The sequence below is a fragment of the Magnetospirillum fulvum genome (genome assembly GCF_900108475.1).
GTDB lineage: Bacteria > Pseudomonadota > Alphaproteobacteria > Rhodospirillales > Magnetospirillaceae > Phaeospirillum > Phaeospirillum fulvum_A.
The window spans coordinates 80,391-106,435 of the sequence record NZ_FNWO01000010.1 but is presented as its reverse complement, the minus strand read 5'-3'; the positions used below and the strand labels follow the sequence as shown (position 1 = coordinate 106,435).

Sequence of the window (26,045 nt, the reverse complement as noted above, 5' to 3'; positions counted from 1 at the left end):
GGGGTACCAAAAACTACCGGTTGCGGAAGGCGGGGCTGCGCTTCTCGATGAAGGCGGCCATCCCTTCCTTCTGGTCCTCGGTGGCAAAGGTGGCGTGGAACAGCCGACGTTCGAAGCGGATGCCCTGGGCCAAAGGCGTCTCGAAGGCGGCGTTGACCGCTTCCTTGGCCAGCAGCACCACCGGACGGCTCAGGGACGCGATCTTGTCGGCGACCTTCACCGCCTCGTCGATCAGTTCGGCCAGGGGGACAACCCGGCTGACCAGACCAGCCCGCTCGGCCTCGACCGCGTCGATCATCCGCCCGGTCAGGACCATTTCCATCGCCTTGGCCTTGCCGACGGCACGGACCAGACGCTGGGTTCCGCCCGCGCCGGGAATGGTGCCGATGGTGATCTCGGGCTGGCCGAACTTGGCATTGTCGGCGGCCAGGATGAAATCGCACATCATCGCCACTTCGCAACCGCCGCCCAGGGCGAACCCGGCCACCGCCGCCACCACCGGCTTGCGGCAGGTGGTGATCCGTTCCCAGCCATTGGTGATGAAATCGGCGAGATAGGCGTCGATGAAGCTCTTCGACGCCATTTCCTTGATGTCGGCCCCGGCGGCGAACGCCTTTTCCGAGCCGGTGAGGACGATCGCCCCGATCTCGTCGTCAGCCTCGAAGGCGTCAAGCGCCTGACCCAATTCGCGGATCAGGGCGGAACACAGCGCGTTCAGCGCCTTGGGCCGGTTCAGGGTGATCAGGCCGACATGGCGGTGGGTTTCGACGGTGATGTTCTCGTAAGCCATGGATGAAGAATCCTCCCCTGCGGTTGGGGTCATTCCGGCGCTACGGCGAAGTGAATGGTGACGCCGCCGCGATCGGTGGCAGGCCCCAGACGCAACACTTCGGACTCACGGCGGTAGACCGTGTCGCTCTCGCGGGTCCAGCCCAACTGAGGCAACGTGGCGGCGTAAAAGCGGAGAATCTCGGCGATGGAGGCCGTTCCCCGGGCATAGGCTTCGACGATGCGGCCGTTGGGGGAGTCGAACGACATCCCCGCACCGGCGATTTCGGTCAATCCGGGTGCGAGCGGAAGATCCTCGTAGGTGCCGAGGAATCCTCCGGCGCGGGCCGGGCCGGAAGCGGCGGCGACGCAGACGGCAAGAACAAGCGCAAGGAACCGGATGGGTGCCATAGACATGGCTATACCATTACCTTTGCCGCCGTGCACAATGGAAAGTGGACCGTCCCCCCTGGACAATCCGTTCAATGCCCGGACAGGCGGGCGGACCGGCGCAGTCGGGACAGGGCTGACCGGCGCGGCCATAGACCTTGAAGCCATGTTGGAAGTAGCCCAGTTCCCCGTCCGGGCGGACATGATCGCGCAGCGACGAGCCCCCGGCGGCAATCGCCTCGCGCAGCACCGCCTTGATCGCCGCGACCAGGGCGACCAACTCAGGCCCGCTCACCGCGCCCGCCGGTCGCAAGGGCGAAATCTGGGCGCGGAACAGGCTTTCGCAGACATAGATGTTGCCCAGCCCGGCCACCAAGGTCTGATCGAGCAGCGCCAGCTTGATCGCAGTCATCTTGCCCGCCAGGGCCGCGCCCAGGATGTCGGCGGTAAAGCTGTCTTCCAGCGGCTCCGGCCCCAACCCGACCAGCAGGGGATGGGTCGCCACTTCGGCCTCGGTGGTCAGATCGAGCAGCCCGAACCGGCGTGGATCGGTCATCGTCACCAGCGTCGCATCGTCGGTGACGAAGGCAACATGGTCATGCGGGCCGGGGGGCGTGTTGCTGAGGCCCGAAATCACCATCCGCCCCGACATGCCGAGATGGCCGAGCAGGACCAGTCCGTCATCGAACCGGGCCAGCAGGTATTTCGCCCGCCGCCCCACCGAAACGAAGCGGCGGCCGGTCAGGCGTTCGGCGAAATCCGTGGGGAAAGGACGGCGCAGCCCGGCGCGACGGACTGTGACGGCGGTCAGGGTGCGGTCGAGCCAGACCCGTTCCAGACCACGGGCAACCGTTTCGACCTCGGGTAATTCCGGCATTGAAAACCGTCTCCAGAACCGGCGGCGAGACCGTTCCCGCCGCCGTCCCGAAGTTTAATCCTGCTTGAAGTCTTCGTGACAGGCCTTGCACACCTTGCCGGTGGCGGCGGCCTGCGCCTTCAGAGCATCGGGACCGGCCTTGGCGGCGGCGGCAAGCTTGGTCGATTCGGCGGCCAGGGCTTTCCAGCCCTCCATGAACTGGGCCGACTTCGCCCCGAACGCCTCGGGCTTGGTCTCGGAATTGGGCAGGGCCTCCGTGCCCTTGGCCCAGCCGATCGGAGCCAGCTTGGCCACCAGCACCATGTTCTCGGCGCGCTGAGCCGCATCGGCGGGCAGATCGGCCTTGCCCGCGGCAAAGCCCGCAATCGGAGCCCACTGCGACTTCAACGTCTGCATCAGACCCTGACGCAGCTTCAACAGCTCTTCGGGCTTCGATTGCTGCGCCACGGCGGGAAGAGAAGCCGCCACAGCGACACCGGCGATGGCGGCAACCGCCGCGTATTTCAGGATGAAACGCATGATGATGATTCTCCCGTGATAGATGGGGTCTTGCGCAGCGACACTATGGGGATCACCCCCATCTTGCCCAGTAACAAAGTGTTTCCGGCACCGATCACCCCGCCCGATCCCCCTCCCAACGAGTAGGAATACGGTTTGCGTTGGCTGATACGGATGGTATCGTCGCCGCCGATCGGGGCGGCACCGCGCGCGGGACAACGCGCGTCCCGACACATCCCAGAATTGCCCAATAACCGGGAGGACGTCGATGAAAAAAATCAATGTCGCCAATCCAATCGTCGAGCTCGACGGCGACGAGATGACGCGGATCATCTGGCAGTTCATCAAGGACAAGCTGATCCTGCCCTATCTCGATATCGACCTGAAATATTACGATCTCGGCGTCGAAAACCGCGATGCCACCGACGACAAGGTCACGGTCGAAGCCGCCCAGGCGATCAAGCAGTATGGCGTCGGCGTCAAATGCGCGACGATCACCCCCGACGAAGCCCGCGTCACCGAATTCAATCTGAAGAAGATGTGGAAGTCGCCCAACGGCACCATCCGCAATATCCTCGACGGCACCGTGTTCCGCGAACCGATCATCTGCAAGAACGTGCCGCGCCTCGTCCCCGGCTGGACCAAGCCGATCGTGATCGGCCGTCACGCCTATGGCGACCAATACCGCGCCACCGATTTCAAGGTGCCCGGCCCCGGCAAGCTGACGATGACGTTCGAAGGCACTGACGGTCAGGTGATCGAGCACGAAGTGTTCACCTTCCCCAGCGCCGGTATCGCGATGGGAATGTACAACCTCGACGAATCGATCCGTGGCTTTGCGCGCGCCTGCCTCAATTACGGCAAGGACAAGAAGTGGCCGGTCTATCTCTCGACCAAGAACACGATCCTCAAGGCCTATGACGGCCGCTTCAAGGATCTGTTCCAGGACGTCTACGAGACCGAGTTCAAGGCCGATTTCGACAAGCTCGGCATCACCTATGAACACCGCCTGATCGACGACATGGTCGCCTGCGCCCTCAAATGGTCCGGCGAATTCGTCTGGGCCTGCAAGAACTATGACGGCGACGTCCAGTCCGACACCGTCGCCCAGGGCTTCGGTTCGCTCGGCCTGATGACTTCGGTGCTGCTGTCGCCCGACGGCAAGACCGTCGAGGCCGAAGCCGCCCACGGCACCGTCACCCGCCATTACCGCGAACACCAGAAGGGCAAGGCGACATCGACCAACCCGATCGCCTCGATCTTCGCCTGGACCCGCGGCCTTAGCTACCGCGCCAAGTTCGACAATACCCCCGAGGTCGCCCGCTTCGCCGAGACCCTCGAACGGGTCTGCATCGATACCGTCGAAGCCGGATTCATGACCAAGGATCTCGCCATCCTGATCGGTCCCGATCAGCCCTGGCTCACCACCACCCAGTTCCTCGACAAGCTCGACGAGGGTCTGCGCGCCAAGATGGAAGCCGCCTAAAGCCTGCGGGTTTCGGTCTCAGACGATGACGACGGCGCGGTTTCCCCAGGAGATCGCGCCGTTTTCATGTCCAGCCCCGTTCGTCGTCGCCGGGCTTGACCCGGCGACCCATGCTGCCGTCCCCGAGAGTGCGGACCTTACGGTCTTGGCGGGCTGCCGCCCGTACCCGCCCGGGGCATAGCCCCGGACCCCAAGAGGTACATTTCACGTAAATGTATGACTCACAGTAAAAAATTAATAATTAGCGAAGTTACCCCTCTCCGCAGAAACAACAACTTGCTTAAATATTTCGATCGATTGATCCTCAGGAATTGCTCTATATATTCTATGTTTATGTATAACAGGCGTTCCAATAGCCAACCAGACGATCACATGCATCAAACCACTTGGAACCCATTTATTAACATCTTGTAAAATTGCAGATAGCTCTGAGAAATTAATTTTCCGCACACCACCTTCAGTTATACCTCCATCTCCTCCATCTCCACTCATTGCATCAAAATCGGCAGCATCAATATTGAATGGAGGAGCGACGAACTGTACAAATCCAGTCACTTCGTTTGCGAACAGGAATGGAATAGGATTATCTCCACCCCGAGAAACACGAAGAGAAACACGCGCCTCCTCCTCAAATTCTCTTAATAGAGTATGCAATATTGAAGAATCGGCGACATGCCCCATCTTCATAAAATTCCCACCAAATATATGCAAGCAATCCTTATATGTATCAACAAATTTACTTCTTTGGTGAAATGCTATTTTTTTCTGATCAAGACAGACAAAGAAACCACCTGCACTCAATATTTTTGGCTTTCCACCCAGACTTCTAATTGCACGAATTCCAGCGTAATCGACTGTCCTATATTTAATAATAGGAGAATCTCCGTAGAAAAAAGAATCGTCACTAACTATTGCATGAGTTTCATTTGGCCTCTTTTCTATGTCTATCAAATTTTTAAATATTATTCTTTTTTCTAACTCTTTATCACTGAGTGTTAAATCCCCCTCATTCTCTAATATTGGATACTTTCTTAGTATAATCTCAATCGAAGAATGCCCGATAAATATTTTATTAACATCATCCTTAATTTTATTCATCATCTCCATCATATGTGATGGCTTTACTGGAATAAAGCGCCCAGATATACGATCTATTGCCAATTCTGCAATTCCCATTATTGACTTAGCCGCGGACGCCACCACTATTTCGATCAATTTCTTTGCTGCGGGAGAGGCAAAATCATCCATCATTTTATCCTCAAATTACATCCACAGAAACGCTCAGAGCCCGTCTTTCGATGCATCGCACATAATAACACTAAATCTTTAGTTGAGTTAACATTCATAGGCTAGCAATTCTATCCCCCGAGGTCCAGGAGGCCCCTGCCTCCTGGCGGGGTTTGGGGCAGCGCCCCGAAGACTTGAGCCATTCCCAACGAAAAAGGCGCGGCCCGTTACCGGGACCGCGCCTTCGTCACGTCGGACTGTGCCTAAGGCTTACGCCTCGGGGCGGTCCTTGCGGCGCTCGGCCTTTTCGGCCTCGATCTGGGCGGAGATGTCTTCTCCGGTGGCCTGATCGACCTGCTTCATCGACAGCTTGACCTTGCCGCGATCGTCGAAGCCCAGCACCTTGACCTTGACGGAATCGCCCTGCTTGATCACGTCGGCGACCTTGGCAACGCGCTCGCGCGACAGTTCCGAGATGTGGACGAGACCGTCGCGGGAGCCGAGGAAGTTCACGAACGCGCCGAAATCGACGACCTTCACGACCTTGCCGGTATAGATCACGCCGAGCTCGGGTTCGGCGACGATGCCACGGATCCAATCAATCGCGCGCTGGGCGGCATCGGAATCGACCGAGGCGACCTTGATGGTGCCGTCGTCGTCGATATCGATCTTGGCGCCGGTCTGTTCGCAGATTTCGCGAATGACCTTACCGCCGGTGCCGATCACTTCACGGATCTTTTCCTTGGGGATCGAGATCGTGGTGATACGGGGCGCGTTGCCGGAGACCGAATCGCGGGCCGAATCGAGGCCCTTGTTCATCTCGCCCAGGATGTGGATACGGCCGTCCTTGGCCTGATCCAGGGCGATCTTCATGATCTCGCGGGTGATCGAGGTGATCTTGATGTCCATCTGGAGGGCGGTGACGCCATCGGCGGTCCCGGCCACCTTGAAGTCCATGTCGCCGAGGTGATCTTCATCACCCAGGATGTCGGACAGAACGGCGAACTTGTCGCCTTCCTTGATCAGACCCATCGCGATACCGGCGACCGGACGGGGCAACGGCACGCCGGAATCCATCAGGGCCAGCGAGGAGCCGCAGACGGTGGCCATCGAGGACGAGCCGTTCGACTCGGTGATCTCGGAGACGACGCGGATGGTGTAGGGGAAGGCGTCCTTGGCCGGCAGGGTCGGACGAACCGCGCGCCACGCCAACTTGCCATGGCCGATTTCGCGGCGGCCGGGCGAGCCCATCCGACCGGCTTCGCCGACCGAGTAGGGAGGGAAGTTGTAGTGGAGCATGAAGTGCTCGCGGTACTCGCCCGCCAGCGCGTCGATGATCTGCTCGTCCTGGCCGGTGCCAAGGGTGGCGACCACCAGGGCCTGGGTCTCGCCACGGGTGAACAGAGCGGACCCGTGAGCGCGGGGCAGCACGCCGACTTCGACTTCGATCGGACGGACGGTCTTGGTGTCGCGGCCGTCGATCCGGATGCCGGTGTTGAGGATGTTGCCACGGACGACTTCGGACTCGAGGTCCTTCAGGATGCCGGGGGCGACGGCCAGTTCGGCCGCTTCGGTCAGCGCTTCGAGAGCGGACTTCTTGACGGCGCCGACGGCGGCGTAGCGGTCCTGCTTCTTGACGATCTTGTAAGCCTCGGCCAGCGCGGCGGGGATACCGGCGGCTTCGAACTTCGAGCGGACGATCGCGATCTCGGCGGGCGGGGCAGCGAGTTCCCACGGCTCCTTGGCGGCGAGTTCGGCCAGTTCGATGATCGCCTTGATCACCGGCTGGAATTCGGTGTGGCCGAAGGTGACCGCGCCCAGCATGATCTCTTCGGAGAGCTGCTGCGCTTCGGACTCGACCATCAGCACGCCTTCGGAGGTCCCGGCGACGACCAGATCAAGCGCGCTCTTGGACAGCTCTTCGGCCTTCGGGTTCAGGATGTACTGACCATCGACGTAGCCGACGCGGGCGGCGCCGACCGGACCCATGAAGGGCAGGCCCGACAGGGTCAGCGCGGCCGAGGTACCGACCAGCGACACGATGTCGGGATCGTTTTCGAGGTCGTGCGACAGCACGGTGCAGACGACCTGGACTTCATTGCGGAAGCCATCGACGAACAGGGGGCGGATCGGACGGTCGATCAGGCGGGAGACCAGGGTCTCTTTCTCGCTGGGGCGGCCTTCGCGCTTGAAGAAGCCACCCGGGATCTTGCCGGCGGCGAACGCCTTTTCCTGGTAATTCACGGTGAGCGGGAAGAAATCGATTCCCGGCTTCTGGGTCTTGACCCCGACCACGGTGCAGAGCACGGTGGTTTCGCCATACGTGGCCAGCACGGCGCCATCGGCCTGGCGAGCAACCTTGCCCGTCTCGAGGGTCAGCTTGCGCCCGCCCCAGATGAGCTCCTTGCGGTGTACGTTGAACAGCGACATTCTCGTCAGTTCCTTATCCCTAGAATTGCCGCCGGATTGCGGCAACCCCGACGTCGTGAAATAAAAACACGGCAACCCGCGTGAAGCCATCCCCACGCGGGTACCGTCTTGGCCGACGTCCGGCCGTCTTTCCGAGAAGCCCGCTTACTTGCGGAGGCCAAGGCGAGCAATAAGCCCCTCGTACCGCTTCTGGTCTTTTTTCTTCAAGTAATCGAGCATCCGACGACGCTGGCCGACCATGATCAGCAGGCCGCGACGCGAATGGAAATCCTTCTTGTGCTCCTTCAGATGCTCGGTGAGGTTCCGGATTCTCTCGGAGAGAATCGCGACCTGCACGTCGGCCGACCCGGTGTCGCCTTCGGTGGTCGCAAATTCCTTCACCAGCTCTTGGGTGCGTTCAGGGGTGATCGACATCGTCAGCTCCTTCGCTTCGATCTAAAGTCATTACGCGCACCGGGCGGATCATCCCGCTCTCGATGCGTACCAGTGCCACCAGCAATTCGCCGACCATCGCCCGGCACGGAATGCCTGACGCGATTTCGGCCTGCGGATGCGAGGAAGCCGCGCGTGCCAGAGGCACGGGGCCGCCACTCTGGAGGCGGCGGGCGTCTGCTTCGTTCAAGGCCAGGGCCGGGATGTCGTCCAGCGCGGTCGCGATCGGGAGCAGACAACTCCGAAGGGACGGACCTTGCCCGACGACCTCCAGACTTTCAAGGGAAATCGACTGGGCCTCGGTAAACGGGCCGCAGGCGGTGCGGCGAAGCGCGGCGATATGGCCGACGGTGCCGAGCGCCAGCGCGATATCGCGGGCCAGCGAGCGGATATAGGTGCCCTTGCCGCAATGCACCTCGAATTCGGCGTGGTCGGGATCGCTTGAGCCGAGATAACTCAGCCGGTCGATCCGCACCAGGCGCGATTTCAGTTCGACGGTTTCTCCGGCGCGGGCCAGATCGTAGGCGCGCTCGCCATTGACCTTGATCGCCGAGAACGCGGGCGGAACCTGCTCAATCTCGCCGGTGAAGCGCGGCAGCACCGCCAGAATCGCCGCTTCGTCGGGGCGAACGTCCGAGGTCGCGATCACCTCGCCCTCGCGGTCCTCGGTCGAGGTCGCCTCGCCCCAGCGCACCGTGCAGCGATAGGTCTTCGCCCCGTCCATCACGTACTGAACCGTCTTGGTCGCTTCGCCCAGCGCGATCGGCAACACCCCCGACGCCAGCGGGTCGAGCGTGCCACCATGGCCGACCTTGTCCGCGTCGAGAAGACGGCGGACCTTGCCCACCACCTGGGCCGAGGACAGACCGAGCGGTTTGTCGATCGACAGCCAGCCGTCAATCGGACGGCCCTTGCGCTTGCGTGCCATTGATGTCGCTTTCGGATGAAAGAATGCAGGGCGCGCGCACGGCCCCGCTCTCCCCGCAAAGAGCCAAAGCCCCTTTGATCCCCATCGTCAGAACCGGGGTCCAGGGGCTTTCGCCCCTGGCGGGTGTGGGCGGAGCCCACAGCCTGACTTAGGCCCCCTCGCCGCCTTCGAGGTCACGCAGGACTTCGGGGCTGCGGAGGATATCGTCGATGCGCGAGGCTTCGTCGAAGGTGGTGTCGGGCTGGAACCACAAATCGGGCACGGTCCGCAACAAAGCGGACTTGCCGATTTCGTGGCGCAGAAACGCCTTGGCCCGCTTCAGCCCCGACAGAATCGGGGCGGTCTCGCCCCCGCCCAACGGCACCACGAAGACGGTGGCGTTGCGCAGATCGGGGCTGACCCGGACCTCGGTAACGGTGATGCCGCGCCCGACCAGATCGGGGTCGCGGAACTCGCCGCGCTCGATCACAGCGGCGATGATGTGGCGAAGTTCCTCACCGACGCGCAGCTGACGCTGCGACGGCGGTTTGTTTCCCCTCGGCATGGACGCGCTCCTTCCGGCTGGATCGAAAGCGGTCGCGACGCCCCCTACAGGGTCGCCGCAACCTCCTCGATCTCGAAGCATTCGATGACGTCGCCGGCACGGATGTCTTCGTAATTGGTGAAGGACATGCCGCATTCGTAGCCGTCGCGGACTTCCTTCACGTCTTCCTTGAAGCGCTTCAACTGGGCGAGATCGCCGGTGTGGATCACCACATCGTCGCGGAGCAGACGGACCTTGCTGCCACGCTTGACGATACCTTCGGTGATCATGCAGCCCGCAACCTTGCCGACCTTGGTGATCGAGAACACTTCGCGGATCGACGCATAGCCGAGGAAGCGTTCGCGCAACGTCGGTGCCAGCATCCCCGACAGCATCTTCTTCAGATCGTCGGTGACGTCGTAGATGATCGAGTAATAGCGGATATCGACGCCGTCGCGGCGGGCCATGTCGCGGGCCTGCGGATTGGCACGGACATTAAAGCCGATGATCAGACCGCCCGAAGCCTTCGCCAGGGTGACGTCGGATTCGTTGATGCCGCCGACGGCCGAGTGCAGGACGCGCACCTTGACCGAATCGTTGCCGATCTTCTCGACGGTGGAGGCGATCGCTTCGACCGAGCCCTGCACGTCGCCTTTGATGACGATCGGCAGTTCCTTGGCGTCGCCCGCCTTGATCGCCGAGAACATCTGTTCCAGCGTCCCACGCTGGGCCAGACGAGCCCGGGCCTCGCGCTCGACGCGCTGGCGGTAATTGGCGACTTCACGGGCGCGGGCCTCGTCATCGACGATGACGAAATCGTCACCGGCGGCCGGGGTGCCCTGAAGACCGAGCACTTCGACCGGGCTGGACGGACCGGCTTCGGTGATCGAATTGCCGCGATCATCGACGAGGGCGCGGACGCGGCCCCATTCCGACCCGGCGACGAACACTTCGCCGACCCGCAGGGTGCCCTTCTGAACCAGGACGGTCGCGACCGAACCACGGCCCTTTTCCATCTTGGCCTCGATCACCACGCCCTGGGCGGTGCGGTCGGGATTGGCCCTGAGGTCGAGGATTTCGGCCTGGAGGAGGATCGCCTCTTCCAGCTTGTCGAGATTCATCCGCTTCTTGGCCGAGACCTCGATGGCGAGCACGTCGCCGCCCAGATCTTCGGTCACCAGTTCGTGCTGCAACAATTCCTGACGGACCCGCTCGGGGTTGGCGTCGGGCTTGTCGATCTTGTTGATCGCGACGATGATCGGCACACCGGCAGCCTTGGCATGGCGGATCGCTTCGACCGTCTGCGGCATGATGCCGTCGTCGGCGGCGACCACCAGGACCACGATATCGGTGACCTTGGCACCACGGGCACGCATCGCGGTGAACGCTTCGTGGCCGGGGGTGTCGATGAAGGTGATCCGGCCACCGCCGCTCATCGCCACCTGATAGGCGCCGATATGCTGGGTGATGCCACCGGCTTCGCCCGAGACCACATCGGTTTCGCGCAGGGCGTCGAGCAGCGAGGTCTTGCCGTGATCGACGTGGCCCATGATGGTGACGACGGGAGCGCGGGATTCCAGCACTTCCTCTTCGTCGGCGTCGCCGCCCAGACCGAGCAGAACGTCGGCTTCGGAGACGCGGCGGGAATTATGACCGAACTCGGTCACCACCAGTTCGGCGGTGTCGGCGTCGATCGCCTGATTGATGCTGGCCATCACGCCCATCCGCATCAACGCCTTGATGACGTCGGAGCCACGGGCGGCCATACGGTTGGCCAGTTCCTGAACCGTGATCGATTCGGGAATGATAACGTCGCGGATCACCTTCTCGGCACCGGTCTGCTGGTGCTTGAGGCGCTCGCGCTCGCGGGCCCGCTTGACGGCGGCGAGCGAACGGCCGCGCTCGGAGCGGTCATCGTCGGTCAGCGCGTCGGTGATGGTGAGCTTGCCGGTGCGGCGGCGCGGTTCGTTGCGCTTGACCGGAGCGGGCTTGTGAGCGGCGGCGCGCTTCTTGGCGCGGGCCTCTTCCTCTTCCTCTTCCTCGGTGCGCGGACGGGCGGCGGCATCCGCAGCGGGAGCGGCGGCACCAGCCGGAGCGGCGGCGACGGGAGCACCGGCGGCGGCCGGAGCGGCAGCGGTCGGAGCAGCGGGAGCGGCAACAGCCGGAGCGGCGGCGGCGGCAGCGACCGGAGCGACAGGTTCGGGAGCGGCTGCCACCGGTTCGGGCTGGGCGGCCAGCGCCTCGGCCTCGGCGATACGGCGCGCGGCCTCTTCCTCTTCGGCGCGGCGGCGGGCGGCCTCTTCCTCGGCGAGACGGAGGACTTCCTCCTCCTCGGCACGGCGGCGGGCGTCCTCGGCGGCGCGCTGGGCCTCCTGCAACGCCTTGGCGCGGGCATGCTTCTCATGATTGGTGAGATCATGGGCATTGACGGCACGGGCCGCGGCCTCGACCTTGGCCACCGCAGCGGCGAGATCGGCCTCGGCGGCGGAGTGAACCCCGTCCTTGACCTCGTGCATGGCACCGCCGACGCTGCTGAAGGTCCGCTTCTTGCGAACTTCGACGGTCACGGTCTTGGACCGGCCATGCGAGAAGCTCTGCCGGACCTGACCGGTCTCGACGGTCTTCTTGAGCTCCAGCTTGCCCGGCTGGGGCAGCTTCAGCGGGGCTTTACGGTCTTGATCCTTGGAATCGCTCATGTATGACTTCGTCTCTCTCGCGGCCTGAATGGCGGCCGGATTGCCACCGGTAATCCGATTTCGGTCAACCTCACCGGACGAGCCGGTTTCTCCCCCTTACGTCCCGCCGGGCCTTGCGGCCCGTCGGTCCCTCCCCCCTTAGTCGCCCTGGCGAAACCCCGCCAGCAGCGCCGCCTCCCCAACAAGACGGCTAGCCAGTTTTCCTGGCGACACACACACATGCACGGCCGTATCGCGGCCAAAAACGGACCCCATCTCGGCCCCGTCGAACAGTTCGATCACCGGAATAGTCCCGGCTCCACCGTGTCCCGCCGCCAACGCCCGGACTTTTTCGCGTCCATCGCGTGAGGCGTCACGGGCGGCGAGAATAAGAGCGGCGCGCCCGGCGCGAACCTCGGCGCACACTTTTTCGAAACCACAAACCGCGCGCCCGGCGCGGCGGGCCAATCCCAGACCATCGAGGCAGCGGCGCACCAGCAAAGCCTCGATCCGACCCGCCAGATCGTCCGGCACGGTGACCGGGCGGCGGGCGGCGCGGGAGAAGAAGCGCTTGGCCACGGCCGTATTTACCACATCCCGGCCTGCGCTCAACCAGATTCCCCGTCCAGGTAGACGATGGTTAGGGTCGGGAACTACCGATTCGTCGGGCGCGATGACAAACCGCAGCAGTTCGGCCTTGGGCCGGACCGTACCGGTGACGATGCAACGGCGGTTCGGTCCGGTCTCCTCGTCCTCGTCGCCCGGCGGGTCAAACTCCGCCTCGGGGTCCGGCATCATCCATCCTTTCCGGGCCGTCAGCCCGCGGCCCCGTCCTCGAACCAATGGGCACGGGCGGCCATGATGACGGCGTTGGCTTGATCTTCGTTCATCGCGTCCTTGCCGACGATGTCGATCAACTCGTCGCTGGCCAGATCGCCCAGATCGTCGAGGGTCTTCACCCCGCGATTGCCGAGCTTGACCAGCAGCGCCGGGGTCAGCCCCTCGATCGCGGCGACGTCGTCGGCGACACCGATGTCCCGGCGCATCTGCGTATAGCGCTCGTCCTGTTCGGACAAGAACACGCGGCCACGATTCTGAAGCTCTTCGGCGACACCTTCGTCAAAGCCTTCAATGCTGGCCAGATCCTCCAGCGGCACATACGCCACTTCCTCGACCGAGGAGAACCCTTCGGTGACGAGCAGGTGAGCGATGACGTCATCGACGTCGAGCGCCTGGATGAACATGTTGGAGCGCGAGCGGAACTCCTCGGTGCGCCGCTCGGACTCCTCGGCCTCGGTCATGATGTCGATGTTCCACTGGGTCAACTGGCTGGCCAGACGGACGTTCTGACCACGCCGGCCGATCGCCAGCGACAATTGATCGTCGGGAACGACGACTTCGATGCGGCCCGCCTCTTCGTCGAGAACCACCTTGGTCACCTCGGCCGGAGCCAGGGCATTGACCACGAAGGTGGCGACGTCGGGCGACCACTGAATGATGTCGATCTTTTCGCCCTGAAGCTCGGCGACCACCGCCTGGACGCGCGAACCGCGCATACCGACGCAGGCCCCGACCGGGTCGATCGAGGAATCATGGCTGAGCACGGCGATCTTGGCACGCGAGCCGGGATCGCGGGCCACCGCCTTGATCTCGATGATGCCGTCGTAGATTTCCGGCACTTCCTGGGCGAACAGCTTCGCCATGAACATCGGATGGGTGCGCGACAGGAAAATCTGCGGACCCCGAGGCTCCTGACGGACGTCGAAAATGTAGGCGCGGACGCGGTCGCCGGTGCGGAAGGTCTCGCGCGGGATCAGTTCGTCGCGGCGCAGCAGCCCTTCGGCGCGGCCCAGATCGACGATGACATTGCCGAACTCGACCCGCTTGACCAGACCGTTCGAGATCTCGCCGACGCGGTCCTTGTATTCGTTGAACTGGCGCTGACGCTCGGCATCGCGCACCTTCTGGACGATCACCTGCTTGGCGGTCTGCGCGGCGATGCGGCCGAAATCAATCGGCGGCAGCGGGTCGATCAGGAAGTCGCCAACCACCGCACCCGGCTTCTTGCGCAGCGCCTGGGTCAGGGTGAACTGGGTCGCTTCGTTCTCGATGGTCTCGACCACCTCGATATAGCGGGCAAGCTGGATTTCGCCGGTCTTGCGGTCGATGTGGGCACGGATGTCGTGCTCGTGGCCGTATTTCGAGCGACCGGCCTTTTGAATGGCCTGCTCCATGGCCTCAAGGACCTCGTCACGGTCGATGCCCTTGTCGCGAGCGACGGCGTCGGCGACCTGAAGCAATTCGGGGCGGGGGAGTGCGGCGATTCGTTCCATCTTAATCGTCTGTCCTCAAACCTTCCTGGTCCTTGATGGTCGCTCGGATCAGCTCGTCGGTCAGCACCAGCTTGGCACCCCGGACATCGGCAAGCGGAATGGCAACCTCGCCGGTCTCGACCACCAGACGGACATGGTTGCCCGTCTCGTCAAGACCGACCAGCCGTCCCCGGAACCGCTTGCGGCCCTCGATCGGCTGTGCCGATTCCAGCTTCGCTTCGAAGCCGGACCACTGCACGAAATCCTTGGCTCTGGTCAGCGGCCGATCGACGCCGGGGGAGCTGACCTCAAGGGTGTAGGGCGCCGAAATCGGGTCCTCGACATCGAGAAGTGCCGAGAGCGACCGGCTAATGCCGACGCAATCCTCGACCCCCATCGCCGCGCCATCCTTGCGGTCGGCCATGATCTGGAGAGTCAGGCGCTGATTGCCCTGCAACTGGACCCGAACCAGATCGTAACCCATGGCATCCAGGGACGGACCGATCAGGGCCTCTAAACGGCTTTGAAGATCCATGATGACCCGATGCCTTGCGACCAACGACCTAAAAAACAAAAAAGTGGGCCGCCGGCCCACTCTCACCATCCTGTCACCAGGCATGTAAGACTGTGTCTGTGCCGTACTATAATCATTTCCGCGTCGGAGGCAAGTCCGTTATCCCCCGCCGCGATCCGCCCCAGATTCCCCCTACCTTCGCTCGGGATTGCCACGCTATAACGGCGCCGCAATCACGCGACGGAGCGGACGATGTCTGAGACGCAAAGCCATTCGGGTCTGACAACCGCCTTTGTCGCCACCGCTTTCCTCGCCCCCGTGGTCGCGGCGACCGCACCCAAGGGCGTGGCCCCGCTGTTCGTCCTGTTCGCCCTGGCGGCGATCGGCCTGTTCCGCCGCGCCACCGGAGGCTGGCCCCGGCCCGACCGCGCCGTTGCCGCGATCTTGGCCGCGATCGCCCTGTTCGGTGCGGCAAGCCTGGGCTGGACCGCCGGGCTTCCCGCCGATGCCGTCACCTGGATTGTCCAGACCGCTCCGGTGTTCGGCCTGGGCGTGCTGCTCGTCCCCACCGCCCGACGGATTGATGCGACCGGCCGCCGCCGGATCGGGCTCGCCCTGCTGGCCGGATGCCTGCTTGCCCTGGCCCTCTATATCCTTGAGCGCAAGCTGCTCGACCGCCAGATCCAGCCCGGTCTGGTCGCCGCCGCCCTGGTGCTGTGGCCGGGTCTGGCGGTGTTGCCCGCCCTGCCCCGCCCCCGCCTGATCGGGCTCGGCCTGATCGCCGCGGTGCTGGTAACCTCGGTGAAGTTCGGCAGTCTGGCTGCGGTCGTCGCAGTGCTGTTCGGCGGCGCGGTCGCGGGACTGGCCGTTCTCGCCCCCCGCCTGACCCCGGCCGCCTTGGGCGCGGCGTTCGTCGCCTGGACCCTGATCGCCCCGTTTGCCGCCACCCATCTGCCCGATCCCGAAACCGCCGCCAACCGGGTTCCGATGATCGCCAATTCGACGCTGCACCGTCTGGCGATTTATCGCGGAGTCGGCGATCTGATCGTCCAGGCGCCGATTCTGGGCCACGGTGCCAATTCCGCCCGCGGCATCCCCGAGGGGCAGAACCGGATTGATTACGATTTCACCGTCGGCGAGAAGATCTATGCCGCCCATACCGAGTTGATCCCGCTGCACCCCCATAACGCGGTGCTTCAGGTCTGGCTCGAACTGGGGCTGGTCGGTGCCCTGCTGACCTGTGCCCTGATCGTCGTCGTCCTGCGCGCGATCGTCGCCTCCACCGAGGGTAGCGGTCGGGTGCTGGCGCTGGCCGCCTTTGCCGCCGTGTTCGCGGTGCAAAACGTCAGTTTCGGCGCGTGGCAAAGCTGGTGGCTGTGTCTGATGCTGATCCTCGCCACTTTGGGCCAAGCCACCCTGGCCCGGCGGGAGCAGCCCCAAGGCTTGGGTCCGTCCGCGACTTCTGTTAAGAAGCAGGCGTTATAGCCGCCGCAGGTTCCCCATGTCCGGTCGAGGAAATATCCGCCGCGCCCTCCCCAACCGCGCGTGGTCGAAGGAGAGCGGGCGATGAAGCTGCACCGCCTGACCGATCCGTTGACCGGCCTGGAACGGCGGTTGACCCGCCGCGCCCCCCCGGCGTCGGGCGTGCTGTTGATCTCGGCCGGAGGGCTGGGCGACACCGTGCTGTTCGCGCTGGTAGCCGAGCGCTTTGCCGCCCTGGCCCAGCCGGGCGAGACGGTCACCGTGCTGCTCCGCGCCAATGCCGCCGAGATGGCGTTCCTGCTGCCGCCCTCGCTTGAGGTGATGACGGTCGATTTCGCCGCCTTGCGTTCCCCGGCCCGGCGTCGGGCGATCCTGGCCGACCTCTATCGCCGTCATTTCCGGCTGGTGGTCTCGACCGATTTCCAGCGCCACCCCGACCTCGACGAGGCGCTGGCCTTCGCCTGCGCCGCCCCCGAGCGCGCCGCGATGGTTCCCCGCCCCTGGGTCAAGTATCAGGCTCGCCTCAACGCCAATGGCAAACGCTGGGGTCGCCTGATCGAGACCGGGCCGGAAAAGCTCGACAACAAGCTGCTGCGCTGGGCTCTGTTCGCCGACGCCCTGACCGGGCGGACCCTGCCCCCACCCCGCGTCGCCCTGCCGCCCGAGCGTCTGGCCGGGCTGGCCCCGCCCGACCCGGCCACCGCCCAGACTCCGACTCTGGTGATCCAGCCCTTCTCGGCGGTGCGCGGCAAGCAGAGCCCGCCCGATCTGTTCCGCCGCATCATTGAAAGTCTGCCCCCCGGCTGGCGGGTGCGGATCTCGGGCCATCCCTCGGATTTCGAGCGCTGCCCCGAATATCGCCCCCTGCTCGACCTGCCCGGCGTCAGCTTCGAGCCGATCTCGTTCGCCCAACTGGTCGGGGTGCTGCGGGCGGCGCGGCTGGTGGTCTCGGTCGATACCGGCTGCATGCATCTCGCCGCCGCATTGGGAGTGCCAACCCTGTGTCTGGCCAGCGCCGCCTATGTCGGCGGCAACATCCCCTATGTCGAGGCGCTGGGGCCGACCTCGGCCCGGTTCGTCTGGACCCCGATGGCCTGTCAGGGCTGTCTCGGCGATTGTCGCCGACCCGCCATTGATTCAATGTATCCTTGTGTCGCCGCCCTCTCCGCCGAATCCGTGCTGGAGGCGGTCGCCGACATGACGGAGACCTCGCGATGAAGCTTGCGCCGCTGCTCGACCCGCTGCTGGGGTTCCTGCTGCGCCGCAGGTCGCGCCGCCGCCGCGCCGAAGGCGTGTTGCTGGTCAGTTCGCGCGGTCCAGCCGAGATGGTGTTCCTGTCGGCGGTGCTGGCCCGCTTCATGCGGCTGGGACGGCTGGAGGAGAGCGTTACCCTGCTCTGCCGCCCCGACGCCGCCGGGATGGCCTTTCTGTTCCCCCGCCTGCTGAAGCTGCGCCGGATCGAGTTCGAGCGGCTGGACGAGATCGAGTATCGCTGGAAGACCTTCGCCGATCTCCACGCCCAGCATTACCGGCTGATCGTCTCGCTCGATTACATCCGGGTTCACGACCGCGACGAGGCGCTGATCGTCGCCGCCGACCCGGCCGAGACCGCCGGGATGATGCCGCCGCAATTAAAGCGCAATTTCGAGCAGCGCCGCGACGACAGCGAAAAAGTGTTCGACATCTTGTTCGAATCCGGCCCGGTGCGCCAAGACAAGATCGTCCGCTGGTCGAAATTCGCCGACGCGATTCTGGACGACCGCCAGCCGCCCGAACTGGCCCTGCTGCCCGATGGGCAGTTGCCGCCGCCGGAGCGGATGACCGACACCATCGTCTTCTTCCCCTTTTCCGGGGTGCGGCAGCGGATGCTGACGGCCGAAAGCTGGCGGCGGATGGCCGAGGCGGTCCCGTCCCACTGGCGGATCGTCGTCGCCGGTCACCGCAGCGATTTCGACCGCCACCCGGCGATCATGGGCCTGCTCGCCCGCCCCAACGTCGCGATCGAGACCGGCGGGTTCGACCGGCTGGCCTCGGTGCTGATGGGGGCGCAACTGGCGATCGGAGTCGATACCGCCGGGCTGCATCTGGCGGTGCTGCTCGGCACCCCCGCTTTGTGTCTGGCCAGCGCCGCCTTCGTCGGTGCCGGGGTGCCTTATGACGAGCGGGTCGCCCCCGACAATGTCCGCTTCATCCACGTCCCGATGGCCTGCCAGGGCTGCCTGGGCCGCTGCAAATTCCCCCTGATCGACGGCATGTATCCCTGTGTCGCCGATCTCGATCTCGAGCCGGTGATCGCCACCATCGGCGACACCGTGACGCGCGGAGCGATCTGATCCCATGGGCTGGTTTTCGAGTGTGTTTCCGCGCGGGATGCGCCGCCGCTGGTGGCTGTTTCGTCCGATTGATGCCCTGGTGGCGCTGTGGCCGAGCCGGTCGCCCCGGCGCGGCCTGCTGGTGGTGCGGATGGACGGGATCGGCGACATGGTGATGGCGCGGGCCGCGCTGGAGCATTACCCCGCCGCCTTCGGAATGGACCGGGCCGAGATCACCCTGCTCGGCTGCCATTCCTGGCGCGGGCTGGCCGACGAAGTGTTTCCCGGCATCCGCGTCGTCACCATCGACGAGCACGCCTTCGAGAAGAAGTGGCTGTACCGGCTGAAGATCGCGCTGTGGGTCCGCCGCCAGGGCTTCGCCGCCGCGATCTGCGACATGTATATGCGCAAGACCCTGACCGCCGATTCCCTGGTCTGGGCCAGCCGCGCCCCCAGCCGGATCGTTGCCCAGCCCTTCGTCACCGACCGCACCCGCGCCGAATATGGCTGGTATCTCGCCCGCGCCACCCGGGTGATCGACACCGGCCCCTATCCGACCCACGAGGGGCTGCGCCACTTCGCCTTTCTCGACGCGATCACCGGGCGCATTCACCCGCCCGAGACAATCCGGATTCCCTGGCGCGAACGGGTGCCCGCCCTGGCCAGCGACACCGCCGCCGCACCCTATGTCGTGCTCAATTTCGGCTCGAACGAGCCGGGACGGCGCTGGCCGTTCGACGCGTTTCTGGCCATCGCCCGCCGCTGTCTCGATGCCGGTCTGCGCGTCGTCTTCGTCGGCGCGGGACAGGAGGCCTTCGCCAAGCCCGCCATCGCCGCCCTGGCCCATCCCGGCGCGATCGACACCATCGGCACCCTGTCGCTGCCCGACCTGATCGACGTGATGAAGCACGCCGCCTGCGTCGTCAGCAACGATACCGGCCCCGGCCATCTGGCCCTGGGCGTCGGCGCGCCGACGGTGCTGCTGGTCGGCGGCGGCCATTTCGGCAGCTTCGTCCCCTATCCCGAGGCGGTGCGGCCCAAGGGCGCGACATTTCTGTCGGTCGAGATGGAGTGTTATCACTGCCTGTGGCGCTGCCCCAAGCGGGCGACGCCGGACGAGGCGTTCCCCTGCGTCGCCGCCATCCCGCCCGAAGCGGTGTGGCAGGCGGTGCGGGAGCGGACGGAACTCGCCTAGAGATCGGGGGTCCGCCCCCCACGACGAAGCTTTAAGTCACGGAAAGGATGCTGGGATGAAGGTATTGGTGGTCGGATCGGGCGGACGCGAGCACGCTTTGTGCTGGAAGCTGGCGCAATCGCCGCTTTTGACCAAGCTGTGGTGCGCCCCGGGCAATGCCGGGATCGCCGACAGCGCCGAATGCGTCGCCATCGCCGCCGAGGCGGTCGAGGATCTGGTCGCCTTTGCCCGCGCCAACGCGGTCGATCTGGTGGTGATCGGCCCCGAAGCGCCGCTGGTCGCCGGGCTGGCCGATCGCTGCCGCGAGGTCGGGATCAAGGTGTTCGGCCCCTCGGCCGCCGCCGCCGAGCTGGAAGGCTCGAAGGGCTTCATGAAGGATGTCGTCGCCAAGGCGGGGATTCCCACCGCGTGGTACGGCCGCTTCCGCGACAGCGACTCCGCCAAGGCCTTCATCCGCGCCAAGGGCGCCCCGATCGTCGTCAAGACCGACGGGCTGGCCGCGGGCAAGGGCGTCGTCGTCGCGATGACCCAGGCCGAGGCGCTCGACGCCGTCGATGCGATGATGGGCGACAAGGTGTTCGGCGCGGCGGGCGACGAACTGGTAATCGAAGAATTCCTGGAAGGCGAGGAATGCAGCTTCTTCGCCCTGTGCGACGGCCGCACCGCTTTGCCGCTGGCCGCCGCCCAGGATCACAAGCGGGTCGGCGACGGCGATACCGGCCCCAATACCGGCGGCATGGGAGCCTATTCGCCCACTCCGGTGGTCACCCCGAAGGTCGAAGCGGCAATCATCGACACCTGCATCCGCCCGCTGATCGCGACGATGGCCGAACTGGGCCGCCCCTATAGCGGGGTGCTGTTCGCCGGAATCATGGTCACGGCGGCGGGGCCGAAGCTGCTTGAATACAATGTCCGCTTCGGCGACCCGGAATGTCAGGTGCTGATGGCCCGGCTGGAGTCCGATCTGCTGCCGGTGCTGCTGGCCGGGGCCGAGGGACGGCTGGACCAGATCAGCCTGTCCTGGCGCGACGCGGTGGCGCTGGTGGTGGTGATGGCCGCCAACGGCTATCCCGGCACCTACCAGAAGGGCAGCGTGATCGGCGGGCTGAAGGCGGCGGGCGCGATTGAGGGCGTCACCGTTCTCCATGCCGGAACCGCGCTGAAAGACGGGCAGGTGATCGCCACCGGCGGCCGGGTGCTGGGCGTCACCGCGATCGGGGCCGATGTCGCCGAAGCGCGCGAGCGGGCCTATCGGGCGGTCGATGCGCTGGACTGGCCGGGCGGGTTCTGCCGCCGCGATATCGCCTGGCGCGCCCTGGCGCGTTAAGGCGATTCGTCTGTCCCCTCGGCCGACATGACAGATTCTTAACCCAGCCGCGCTTGACAGGATGGGGGGACGCCCTTAGATGGTTAGCACTCGTTGGTGAGGAGTGCTAACAGCGCCCCTTCACCGGCCAAAACTGTTGTGTCGCCCTTGTGGCGAAGACCAAACGGAGGTTCAGTCCCATGACTTTCAGACCGCTCCACGATCGCGTGGTGGTGAAGCGCCTCGAATCCGAAGAGAAGACCGCTGGCGGCATCATCATCCCCGACACCGCCAAGGAAAAGCCCCAGCAGGGTGAAGTCGTCTCCGTCGGCCCCGGCGCTCGCGGCGAAGACGGCAAGATTGCCGCCCTGGACGTCAAGGCTGGCGACAAGGTGCTGTTCGGCAAGTGGTCGGGCACCGAAGTCAAGATCGACGGGCAGGACCTGTTGATCATGAAAGAATCCGACATTCTCGGCATTCTCGCCTAATTTCTAAATAAAGGTTCAAGAAAAATGGCTGCCAAGGAAGTCAAATTCTCTACCGATGCCCGCACCCGTCTGCTGCGCGGCGTCGACATCCTCGCCGACGCGGTGAAGGTGACCCTCGGCCCCAAGGGCCGCAACGTCGTGATCGAGAAGTCGTTCGGCGCTCCCCGCATCACCAAGGACGGCGTGACCGTCGCCAAGGAAATCGAACTGGCTGATAAGTTCGAGAATCTCGGCGCGCAGCTGGTCAAGGAAGTTGCCTCGAAGACCGCCGATCTGGTCGGCGACGGCACCACCACCGCCACCGTTCTGGCCCAGGCGATCGTCCGCGAAGGCGCCAAGTCGGTTGCCGCTGGCATCAACCCGATGGACCTGAAGCGCGGCATCGACCTCGCCGTCATCGCCGTCATCAACGACCTGAAGTCGCGGTCGCGCAAGGTTTCGACCAACGCCGAGATCGCCCAGGTCGGCACCATCTCCGCCAACGGCGAAGCCGACATCGGCAAGAAGATCGCCGAGGCGATGGAGCGGGTCGGCAACGAAGGCGTCATCACCGTTGAAGAGGCCAAGGGCCTCGACACCGAGCTCGAAGTCGTCGAAGGCATGCAGTTCGACCGTGGCTACACCAGCCCGTACTTCGTCACCAATGCCGAGAAGATGACCGTCGAGCTGGAGAACCCCTTCGTTCTCCTCCACGAAAAGAAGCTGTCGGGCCTCCAGCCGCTGCTGCCGGTGCTCGAGCAGGTCGTCCAGTCCGGCCGTCCGCTGCTGATCATCGCCGAGGACATCGAGGGCGAGGCTCTGGCCACCCTGGTCGTCAACAAGCTGCGTGGCGGCCTGAAGGTCGCTGCCGTCAAGGCTCCGGGCTTCGGCGATCGCCGCAAGGCCATGCTGGAAGACATCGCCATCCTCACCGGTGGTCAGGTCATCAGCGAAGACCTCGGCATTAAGCTTGAGAACGTCGCGATCACCGATCTCGGCACCGCCAAGCGCATCACCATCACCAAGGAAGACACCACCATCGTCGATGGTGCCGGTCAGAAGTCCGAAATCGAAGCCCGGATCAAGCAGATCCGCGCCCAGATCGAAGAGACCTCGTCCGACTACGACCGCGAGAAGCTGCAAGAGCGTCTGGCCAAGCTGGCCGGTGGCGTTGCGGTGATCAAGGTCGGCGGCGCCTCCGAAGTCGAGGTGAAGGAGCGCAAGGATCGCGTCGATGACGCCCTGCACGCCACCCGCGCCGCGGTCGAGGAAGGCATTGTCGCCGGTGGTGGCGTCGCTCTGCTCCACTCGATCAAGGTTCTGAAGGACCTCCAGGCCGGTAACGACGACCAGAAGGTTGGTATCGAAATCGTTCGCCGCGCCCTCCAGGCTCCGGTTCGTCAGATCGCCGACAATGCCGGTGCCGATGGCGTGCTGGTCGCTGGCAAGCTGCTCGAGCAGTCGGATGTGAATTTCGGCTTCAACGCTCAGACCGGCGAATATGTCGATCTGATCTCCGCCGGCATCATCGATCCGACCAAGGTGGTTCGCACCGCCCTCCAGGACGCCGCTTCGGTCGCTGGCCTGCTGGTCACCACCGAGGTGCTGATCGTCGAGAAGGCCAAGAAGGACGCTCCGGCGATGCCGGGCGCTGGCGGCGGCGATTTCGGCGGCATGGACTTCTAAGTCCCGCTCGCCTGCAATCGACCCGATCGATTGAGCCCCCCTCCCCTCGCGGGTGGGGGGCTTTTCGTTGCCCGCTCCGGGCCAGAGAATCCCGGTCGGATGGGATAAGCCATCCCCACTCGCACGAAGCGATTGAAGCCCCTGTACGGTATCTCTTCCGGCCCCCTCGCCCCGGTGTTATAACGGACCAAGGCCGGTACGGAGACAGCCCCTTGACTTTGCTGGATGTTTTAACCGTTGCCCTGATCCGGGGCCTTGGCGAGGTTCTGCCCATCGGCGCGTCGGGGCCGTTGGCGGCCCTGCCCGGCCTCGCGGGCAGCGACGATGGACGCGCCGCCCTGGCGGTCGCGACCCATTGCGGAATCCTGGCGGCGCTGCTGCTGTATTTCTGGCGCGATGTGCTGGCGATGGTCGTCGGCCTGTGGCGATTGGCCAAAGGCAAGCCCGATGCCGGGTCGTGGCTGATGCTCCATGTCGTCGCCGGAACGGTACCGACGGCGGTTCTGGGCGGCTTTCTCGCCCTCCCCGCCGCCGCTGCGGTCGGGCCGGTGATGGCGGCAATCCTGATCCTGGCCGGCGGCGTGGTTCTGCTGCTCTGCGACCGGCTGGGGGTCACGGTGCGCCGGGTCGAGCATCTGACCCTTCCCGTCGCCGCCGGGCTGGGGCTGGTCCAGGCGCTGGCGCTGTTTCCCGGCGTATCGCGCACCGGCATCACCATTGCCGCCGCCCGCCTGCTGGGGTGGGAGCGACGCGAGGCGGCCCGCTTCTCGCTGCTGCTGGCGATCCCGCTGATTCTCGGCCATGCCGCTCTCAGCCTGTGGCACTTGACCCGCCACACCCAACCGATCTTGTCGGCCGATCTTCAGATCGCCGCCGCCGCCGCCGGGCTGATCGCGTTTGCCGCGATTGCGGCGATGATGGCCTGGGTCGATCGTCACACCTTCGCCCCGCTGGCGCTGGCCCGGATTCTGTTGGGTCTGGCCGCGCTCGGCCTGCTGCTGTGGTCGTCGCTGATCTAAGGCCCGGATGGGCCGCGCCCGGCGAATGAGGGGCTCGCGCGGATCGGGGCCGATCCGTGCAGCTTTGACTTACTGCCGCCAGAAGGTCGGCACGAACAGCACCAGGATGGTGAAGATTTCCAGCCGCCCGAACAGCATCCCCGCCGCCAGCAGCATCTTCGCGGCGTCGGGCAGGGCGGCATAGGTCGCCCCCGGACCGATGGTGCCGCCCAGGCCGGGGCCGAGATTGGCCAGCGCCGAGGCCGCGCCGCTGACCGCCGTGACGAAATCCAGCCCGAGGAAGGCCAGCGCCATCGCCAGCAAGGCGAAGGCCAGGGCATAGACGAACAGGAACCCCATCACCGATTCCAGCACGTCCTCGGGAATGGTGCGGCGGTTGAAGGTGGCGATCAGCACCGCGTTGGGGCGCAACAGGCGGCGCAATTGCATCACCGCGTCGGTGAACAGGCATTGCAGCCGGAATACCTTCAGCCCGCCCGAGGTCGATCCGGCGCAGCCGCCGACAAAGGCCAGGAAGAACAGGATCATCGCGGGCATCCCCCCCCACCCGCCATAGGGAAGGGTAAAAAAGCCGGTCCCGGTCATCACCGAGGCGACGGTGAAGGCGCCGTGGCGCACCGCGTCGGACGGCAACAGGTTAAGGCTGATCCACAGCCAGGCGCTGACCCCCAGCGTCCCCAGCCCCAGCAGCGAGAGATACCAACCGATCTGGCTGTCGGACAAGGCGGCTCGGCCCTCGCCGCGCGCCAGCCGGTAAAACAGCAAGAACGGCAGGCCGCTCAACACCATCCCGAGGATCAGGACGATTTCGGCGTCGGCATTGCGGAAATGGCCGACCGAGGCGTCCGAGGTCGAGAACCCGCCCGAGGACAGGGTCGATAAGGCGTGGGCCAAGGCATCGAACCCGCCCAGCCCGGCCCGCCACAGCAACAGCGCCAACACCAGGGTCAGCCCGGCATAGGTGAAGAACACCAGGGTGGCGATTCGCCGCCCGCGCGCGATCGCCCGCTCGGCCGACCCCGGCATTTCAAGACGGAACATCTGCATCCCGCCGACCGCCAGCAGCGGCAACACCGCCACCGCCATCGCGATCACCCCCAGCCCGCCCAGCCAGTTCAGCAGCGCCCGCCACAGCAACAGCCCGCGCGGAGCGTGATCCAGCCCCGAGATCACCGTCGCCCCCGAGCCGGTCAGGCCGCTGACCGCCTCGAACAGCGCGTCGGGCACCGACAGCGCCAGCGGACCGAACAGAAAGGGCAGCGCCGCGAACAGCACCGGAACCAGCCAGCCGAACACCACGGCCAGATAAATCTGGCGGATGGTCCAGCCGCGTCCGGGGGTGTTCATCCCCAGCGCCAGGGCGAGACCGAAAAACAGGGTCACTCCGGACGAAACGACGAACACCCGCGCCTCGGTCTGGCCGTCATGGCCGTCCATCACGGCGGGGAGCAGCATCGCCGCCGCCAGGGTGCACAAGAGCTGGCCGATCAGGCGCAGGACGGGACGGACGTCGATCAT

23 protein-coding genes are annotated in these 26,045 nt (G+C 64.9%); 9 read left to right on the top strand and 14 right to left on the bottom strand.

Annotation, left to right across the window (positions count from 1 at the left end):
• Positions 1-13 precede the first annotated feature (13 nt).
• The 4 genes from BLW40_RS12335 to BLW40_RS17665 are packed head-to-tail and all read right to left on the bottom strand — an operon-like array spanning position 14 to position 2,554.
• Positions 14-790 (bottom strand): enoyl-CoA hydratase, encoded by a 777-nt coding sequence (locus BLW40_RS12335; protein ID WP_074768995.1) that lies wholly within the window; start codon positions 788-790, stop codon positions 14-16.
• A gap of 29 nt (positions 791-819) precedes the next feature.
• The gene (locus BLW40_RS12330; protein ID WP_244511175.1) at positions 820-1,185 is read right to left on the bottom strand and encodes a hypothetical protein; all 366 of its coding nucleotides are present in this window, start codon (positions 1,183-1,185) and stop codon (positions 820-822) included.
• Positions 1,186-1,195: 10 nt separating this feature from the next.
• Positions 1,196-2,035, bottom strand: a complete 840-nt coding sequence (gene mutM, locus BLW40_RS12325) for a bifunctional DNA-formamidopyrimidine glycosylase/DNA-(apurinic or apyrimidinic site) lyase (protein ID WP_074768993.1) — start codon at positions 2,033-2,035, stop codon at positions 1,196-1,198.
• Between the two features lie 54 nt (positions 2,036-2,089).
• Entirely contained in the window at positions 2,090-2,554 is a 465-nt protein-coding gene (locus BLW40_RS17665) for a cytochrome c (protein WP_074768991.1), read from the bottom strand.
• A 247-nt stretch (positions 2,555-2,801) separates the two neighbouring features.
• Here BLW40_RS17665 and BLW40_RS12315 point away from each other — a divergent pair, with 247 nt between their 5' ends.
• Positions 2,802-4,019 (top strand): NADP-dependent isocitrate dehydrogenase, encoded by a 1,218-nt coding sequence (locus BLW40_RS12315; RefSeq protein ID WP_074768989.1) that lies wholly within the window; start codon positions 2,802-2,804, stop codon positions 4,017-4,019.
• 234 nt (positions 4,020-4,253) lie between these two features.
• On the opposite strand, the gene BLW40_RS17435 is transcribed toward BLW40_RS12315, so the two are convergent.
• The 9 genes from BLW40_RS17435 to rimP form a co-directional block, all read right to left on the bottom strand.
• Positions 4,254-5,267: a hypothetical protein gene (locus BLW40_RS17435; RefSeq protein ID WP_139305583.1), complete on the bottom strand. Its 1,014-nt coding sequence runs from the start codon at positions 5,265-5,267 to the stop codon at positions 4,254-4,256.
• A 249-nt stretch (positions 5,268-5,516) separates the two neighbouring features.
• Positions 5,517-7,676 (bottom strand): polyribonucleotide nucleotidyltransferase, encoded by a 2,160-nt coding sequence (pnp, locus tag BLW40_RS12310; RefSeq protein ID WP_074768987.1) that lies wholly within the window; start codon positions 7,674-7,676, stop codon positions 5,517-5,519.
• A 144-nt stretch (positions 7,677-7,820) separates the two neighbouring features.
• A complete protein-coding gene (gene rpsO / locus BLW40_RS12305; RefSeq protein WP_021130627.1) occupies positions 7,821-8,090 on the bottom strand; it encodes a 30S ribosomal protein S15 in 270 nt (89 codons plus the stop codon).
• Positions 8,074-9,036 carry a tRNA pseudouridine(55) synthase TruB gene (truB, locus tag BLW40_RS12300; protein WP_074768985.1) on the bottom strand — a complete coding sequence of 321 codons (963 nt, stop codon included), beginning with the start codon at positions 9,034-9,036 and terminating at the stop codon, positions 8,074-8,076. Before truB ends, rpsO begins: the two co-directional genes overlap by 17 nt.
• Positions 9,037-9,184: 148 nt before the next feature.
• Positions 9,185-9,580, bottom strand: coding sequence for a 30S ribosome-binding factor RbfA (gene rbfA / locus BLW40_RS12295; RefSeq protein ID WP_074768983.1), 396 nt, complete (start codon positions 9,578-9,580; stop codon positions 9,185-9,187).
• A 44-nt stretch (positions 9,581-9,624) separates the two neighbouring features.
• The gene (gene infB / locus BLW40_RS12290) at positions 9,625-12,255 is read right to left on the bottom strand and encodes a translation initiation factor IF-2 (RefSeq protein WP_074768981.1); all 2,631 of its coding nucleotides are present in this window, start codon (positions 12,253-12,255) and stop codon (positions 9,625-9,627) included.
• A 138-nt stretch (positions 12,256-12,393) separates the two neighbouring features.
• Complete coding sequence (locus tag BLW40_RS12285; RefSeq protein WP_244511174.1) at positions 12,394-13,032, bottom strand: RNA-binding protein; 639 nt, start codon at positions 13,030-13,032, stop codon at positions 12,394-12,396.
• 17 nt (positions 13,033-13,049) lie between these two features.
• A complete protein-coding gene (gene nusA, locus BLW40_RS12280) occupies positions 13,050-14,567 on the bottom strand; it encodes a transcription termination factor NusA (protein WP_074768979.1) in 1,518 nt (505 codons plus the stop codon).
• A 1-nt stretch (position 14,568) separates the two neighbouring features.
• Positions 14,569-15,081 (bottom strand): ribosome maturation factor RimP, encoded by a 513-nt coding sequence (gene rimP / locus BLW40_RS12275; protein WP_074768977.1) that lies wholly within the window; start codon positions 15,079-15,081, stop codon positions 14,569-14,571.
• Between the two features lie 231 nt (positions 15,082-15,312).
• Here rimP and BLW40_RS12270 point away from each other — a divergent pair, with 231 nt between their 5' ends.
• The 8 genes from BLW40_RS12270 (at position 15,313) to BLW40_RS12235 (ending at position 24,527) form a co-directional block, all read left to right on the top strand.
• Positions 15,313-16,545, top strand: coding sequence for an O-antigen ligase family protein (locus BLW40_RS12270; protein ID WP_074768975.1), 1,233 nt, complete (start codon positions 15,313-15,315; stop codon positions 16,543-16,545).
• Between the two features lie 81 nt (positions 16,546-16,626).
• Positions 16,627-17,760, top strand: coding sequence for a glycosyltransferase family 9 protein (locus tag BLW40_RS12265; protein WP_074769100.1), 1,134 nt, complete (start codon positions 16,627-16,629; stop codon positions 17,758-17,760).
• Complete coding sequence (locus BLW40_RS12260; protein ID WP_074768973.1) at positions 17,757-18,875, top strand: glycosyltransferase family 9 protein; 1,119 nt, start codon at positions 17,757-17,759, stop codon at positions 18,873-18,875. Before BLW40_RS12265 ends, BLW40_RS12260 begins: the two co-directional genes overlap by 4 nt.
• Positions 18,876-18,879: 4 nt before the next feature.
• Complete coding sequence (locus BLW40_RS12255) at positions 18,880-20,049, top strand: glycosyltransferase family 9 protein (RefSeq protein WP_074768971.1); 1,170 nt, start codon at positions 18,880-18,882, stop codon at positions 20,047-20,049.
• A gap of 55 nt (positions 20,050-20,104) precedes the next feature.
• The gene (purD, locus tag BLW40_RS12250) at positions 20,105-21,376 is read left to right on the top strand and encodes a phosphoribosylamine--glycine ligase (protein ID WP_074768969.1); all 1,272 of its coding nucleotides are present in this window, start codon (positions 20,105-20,107) and stop codon (positions 21,374-21,376) included.
• A gap of 179 nt (positions 21,377-21,555) precedes the next feature.
• Positions 21,556-21,843 carry a co-chaperone GroES gene (groES, locus tag BLW40_RS12245; RefSeq protein ID WP_002729422.1) on the top strand — a complete coding sequence of 96 codons (288 nt, stop codon included), beginning with the start codon at positions 21,556-21,558 and terminating at the stop codon, positions 21,841-21,843.
• A gap of 24 nt (positions 21,844-21,867) precedes the next feature.
• Positions 21,868-23,508, top strand: a complete 1,641-nt coding sequence (gene groL / locus BLW40_RS12240; RefSeq protein WP_074768967.1) for a chaperonin GroEL — start codon at positions 21,868-21,870, stop codon at positions 23,506-23,508.
• Positions 23,509-23,720: 212 nt separating this feature from the next.
• Positions 23,721-24,527, top strand: a complete 807-nt coding sequence (locus tag BLW40_RS12235) for an undecaprenyl-diphosphate phosphatase (protein ID WP_074768965.1) — start codon at positions 23,721-23,723, stop codon at positions 24,525-24,527.
• A gap of 69 nt (positions 24,528-24,596) precedes the next feature.
• Here BLW40_RS12235 and BLW40_RS12230 read toward each other — a convergent pair whose 3' ends face one another.
• A complete protein-coding gene (locus BLW40_RS12230) occupies positions 24,597-26,045 on the bottom strand; it encodes a TrkH family potassium uptake protein (RefSeq protein ID WP_074768963.1) in 1,449 nt (482 codons plus the stop codon).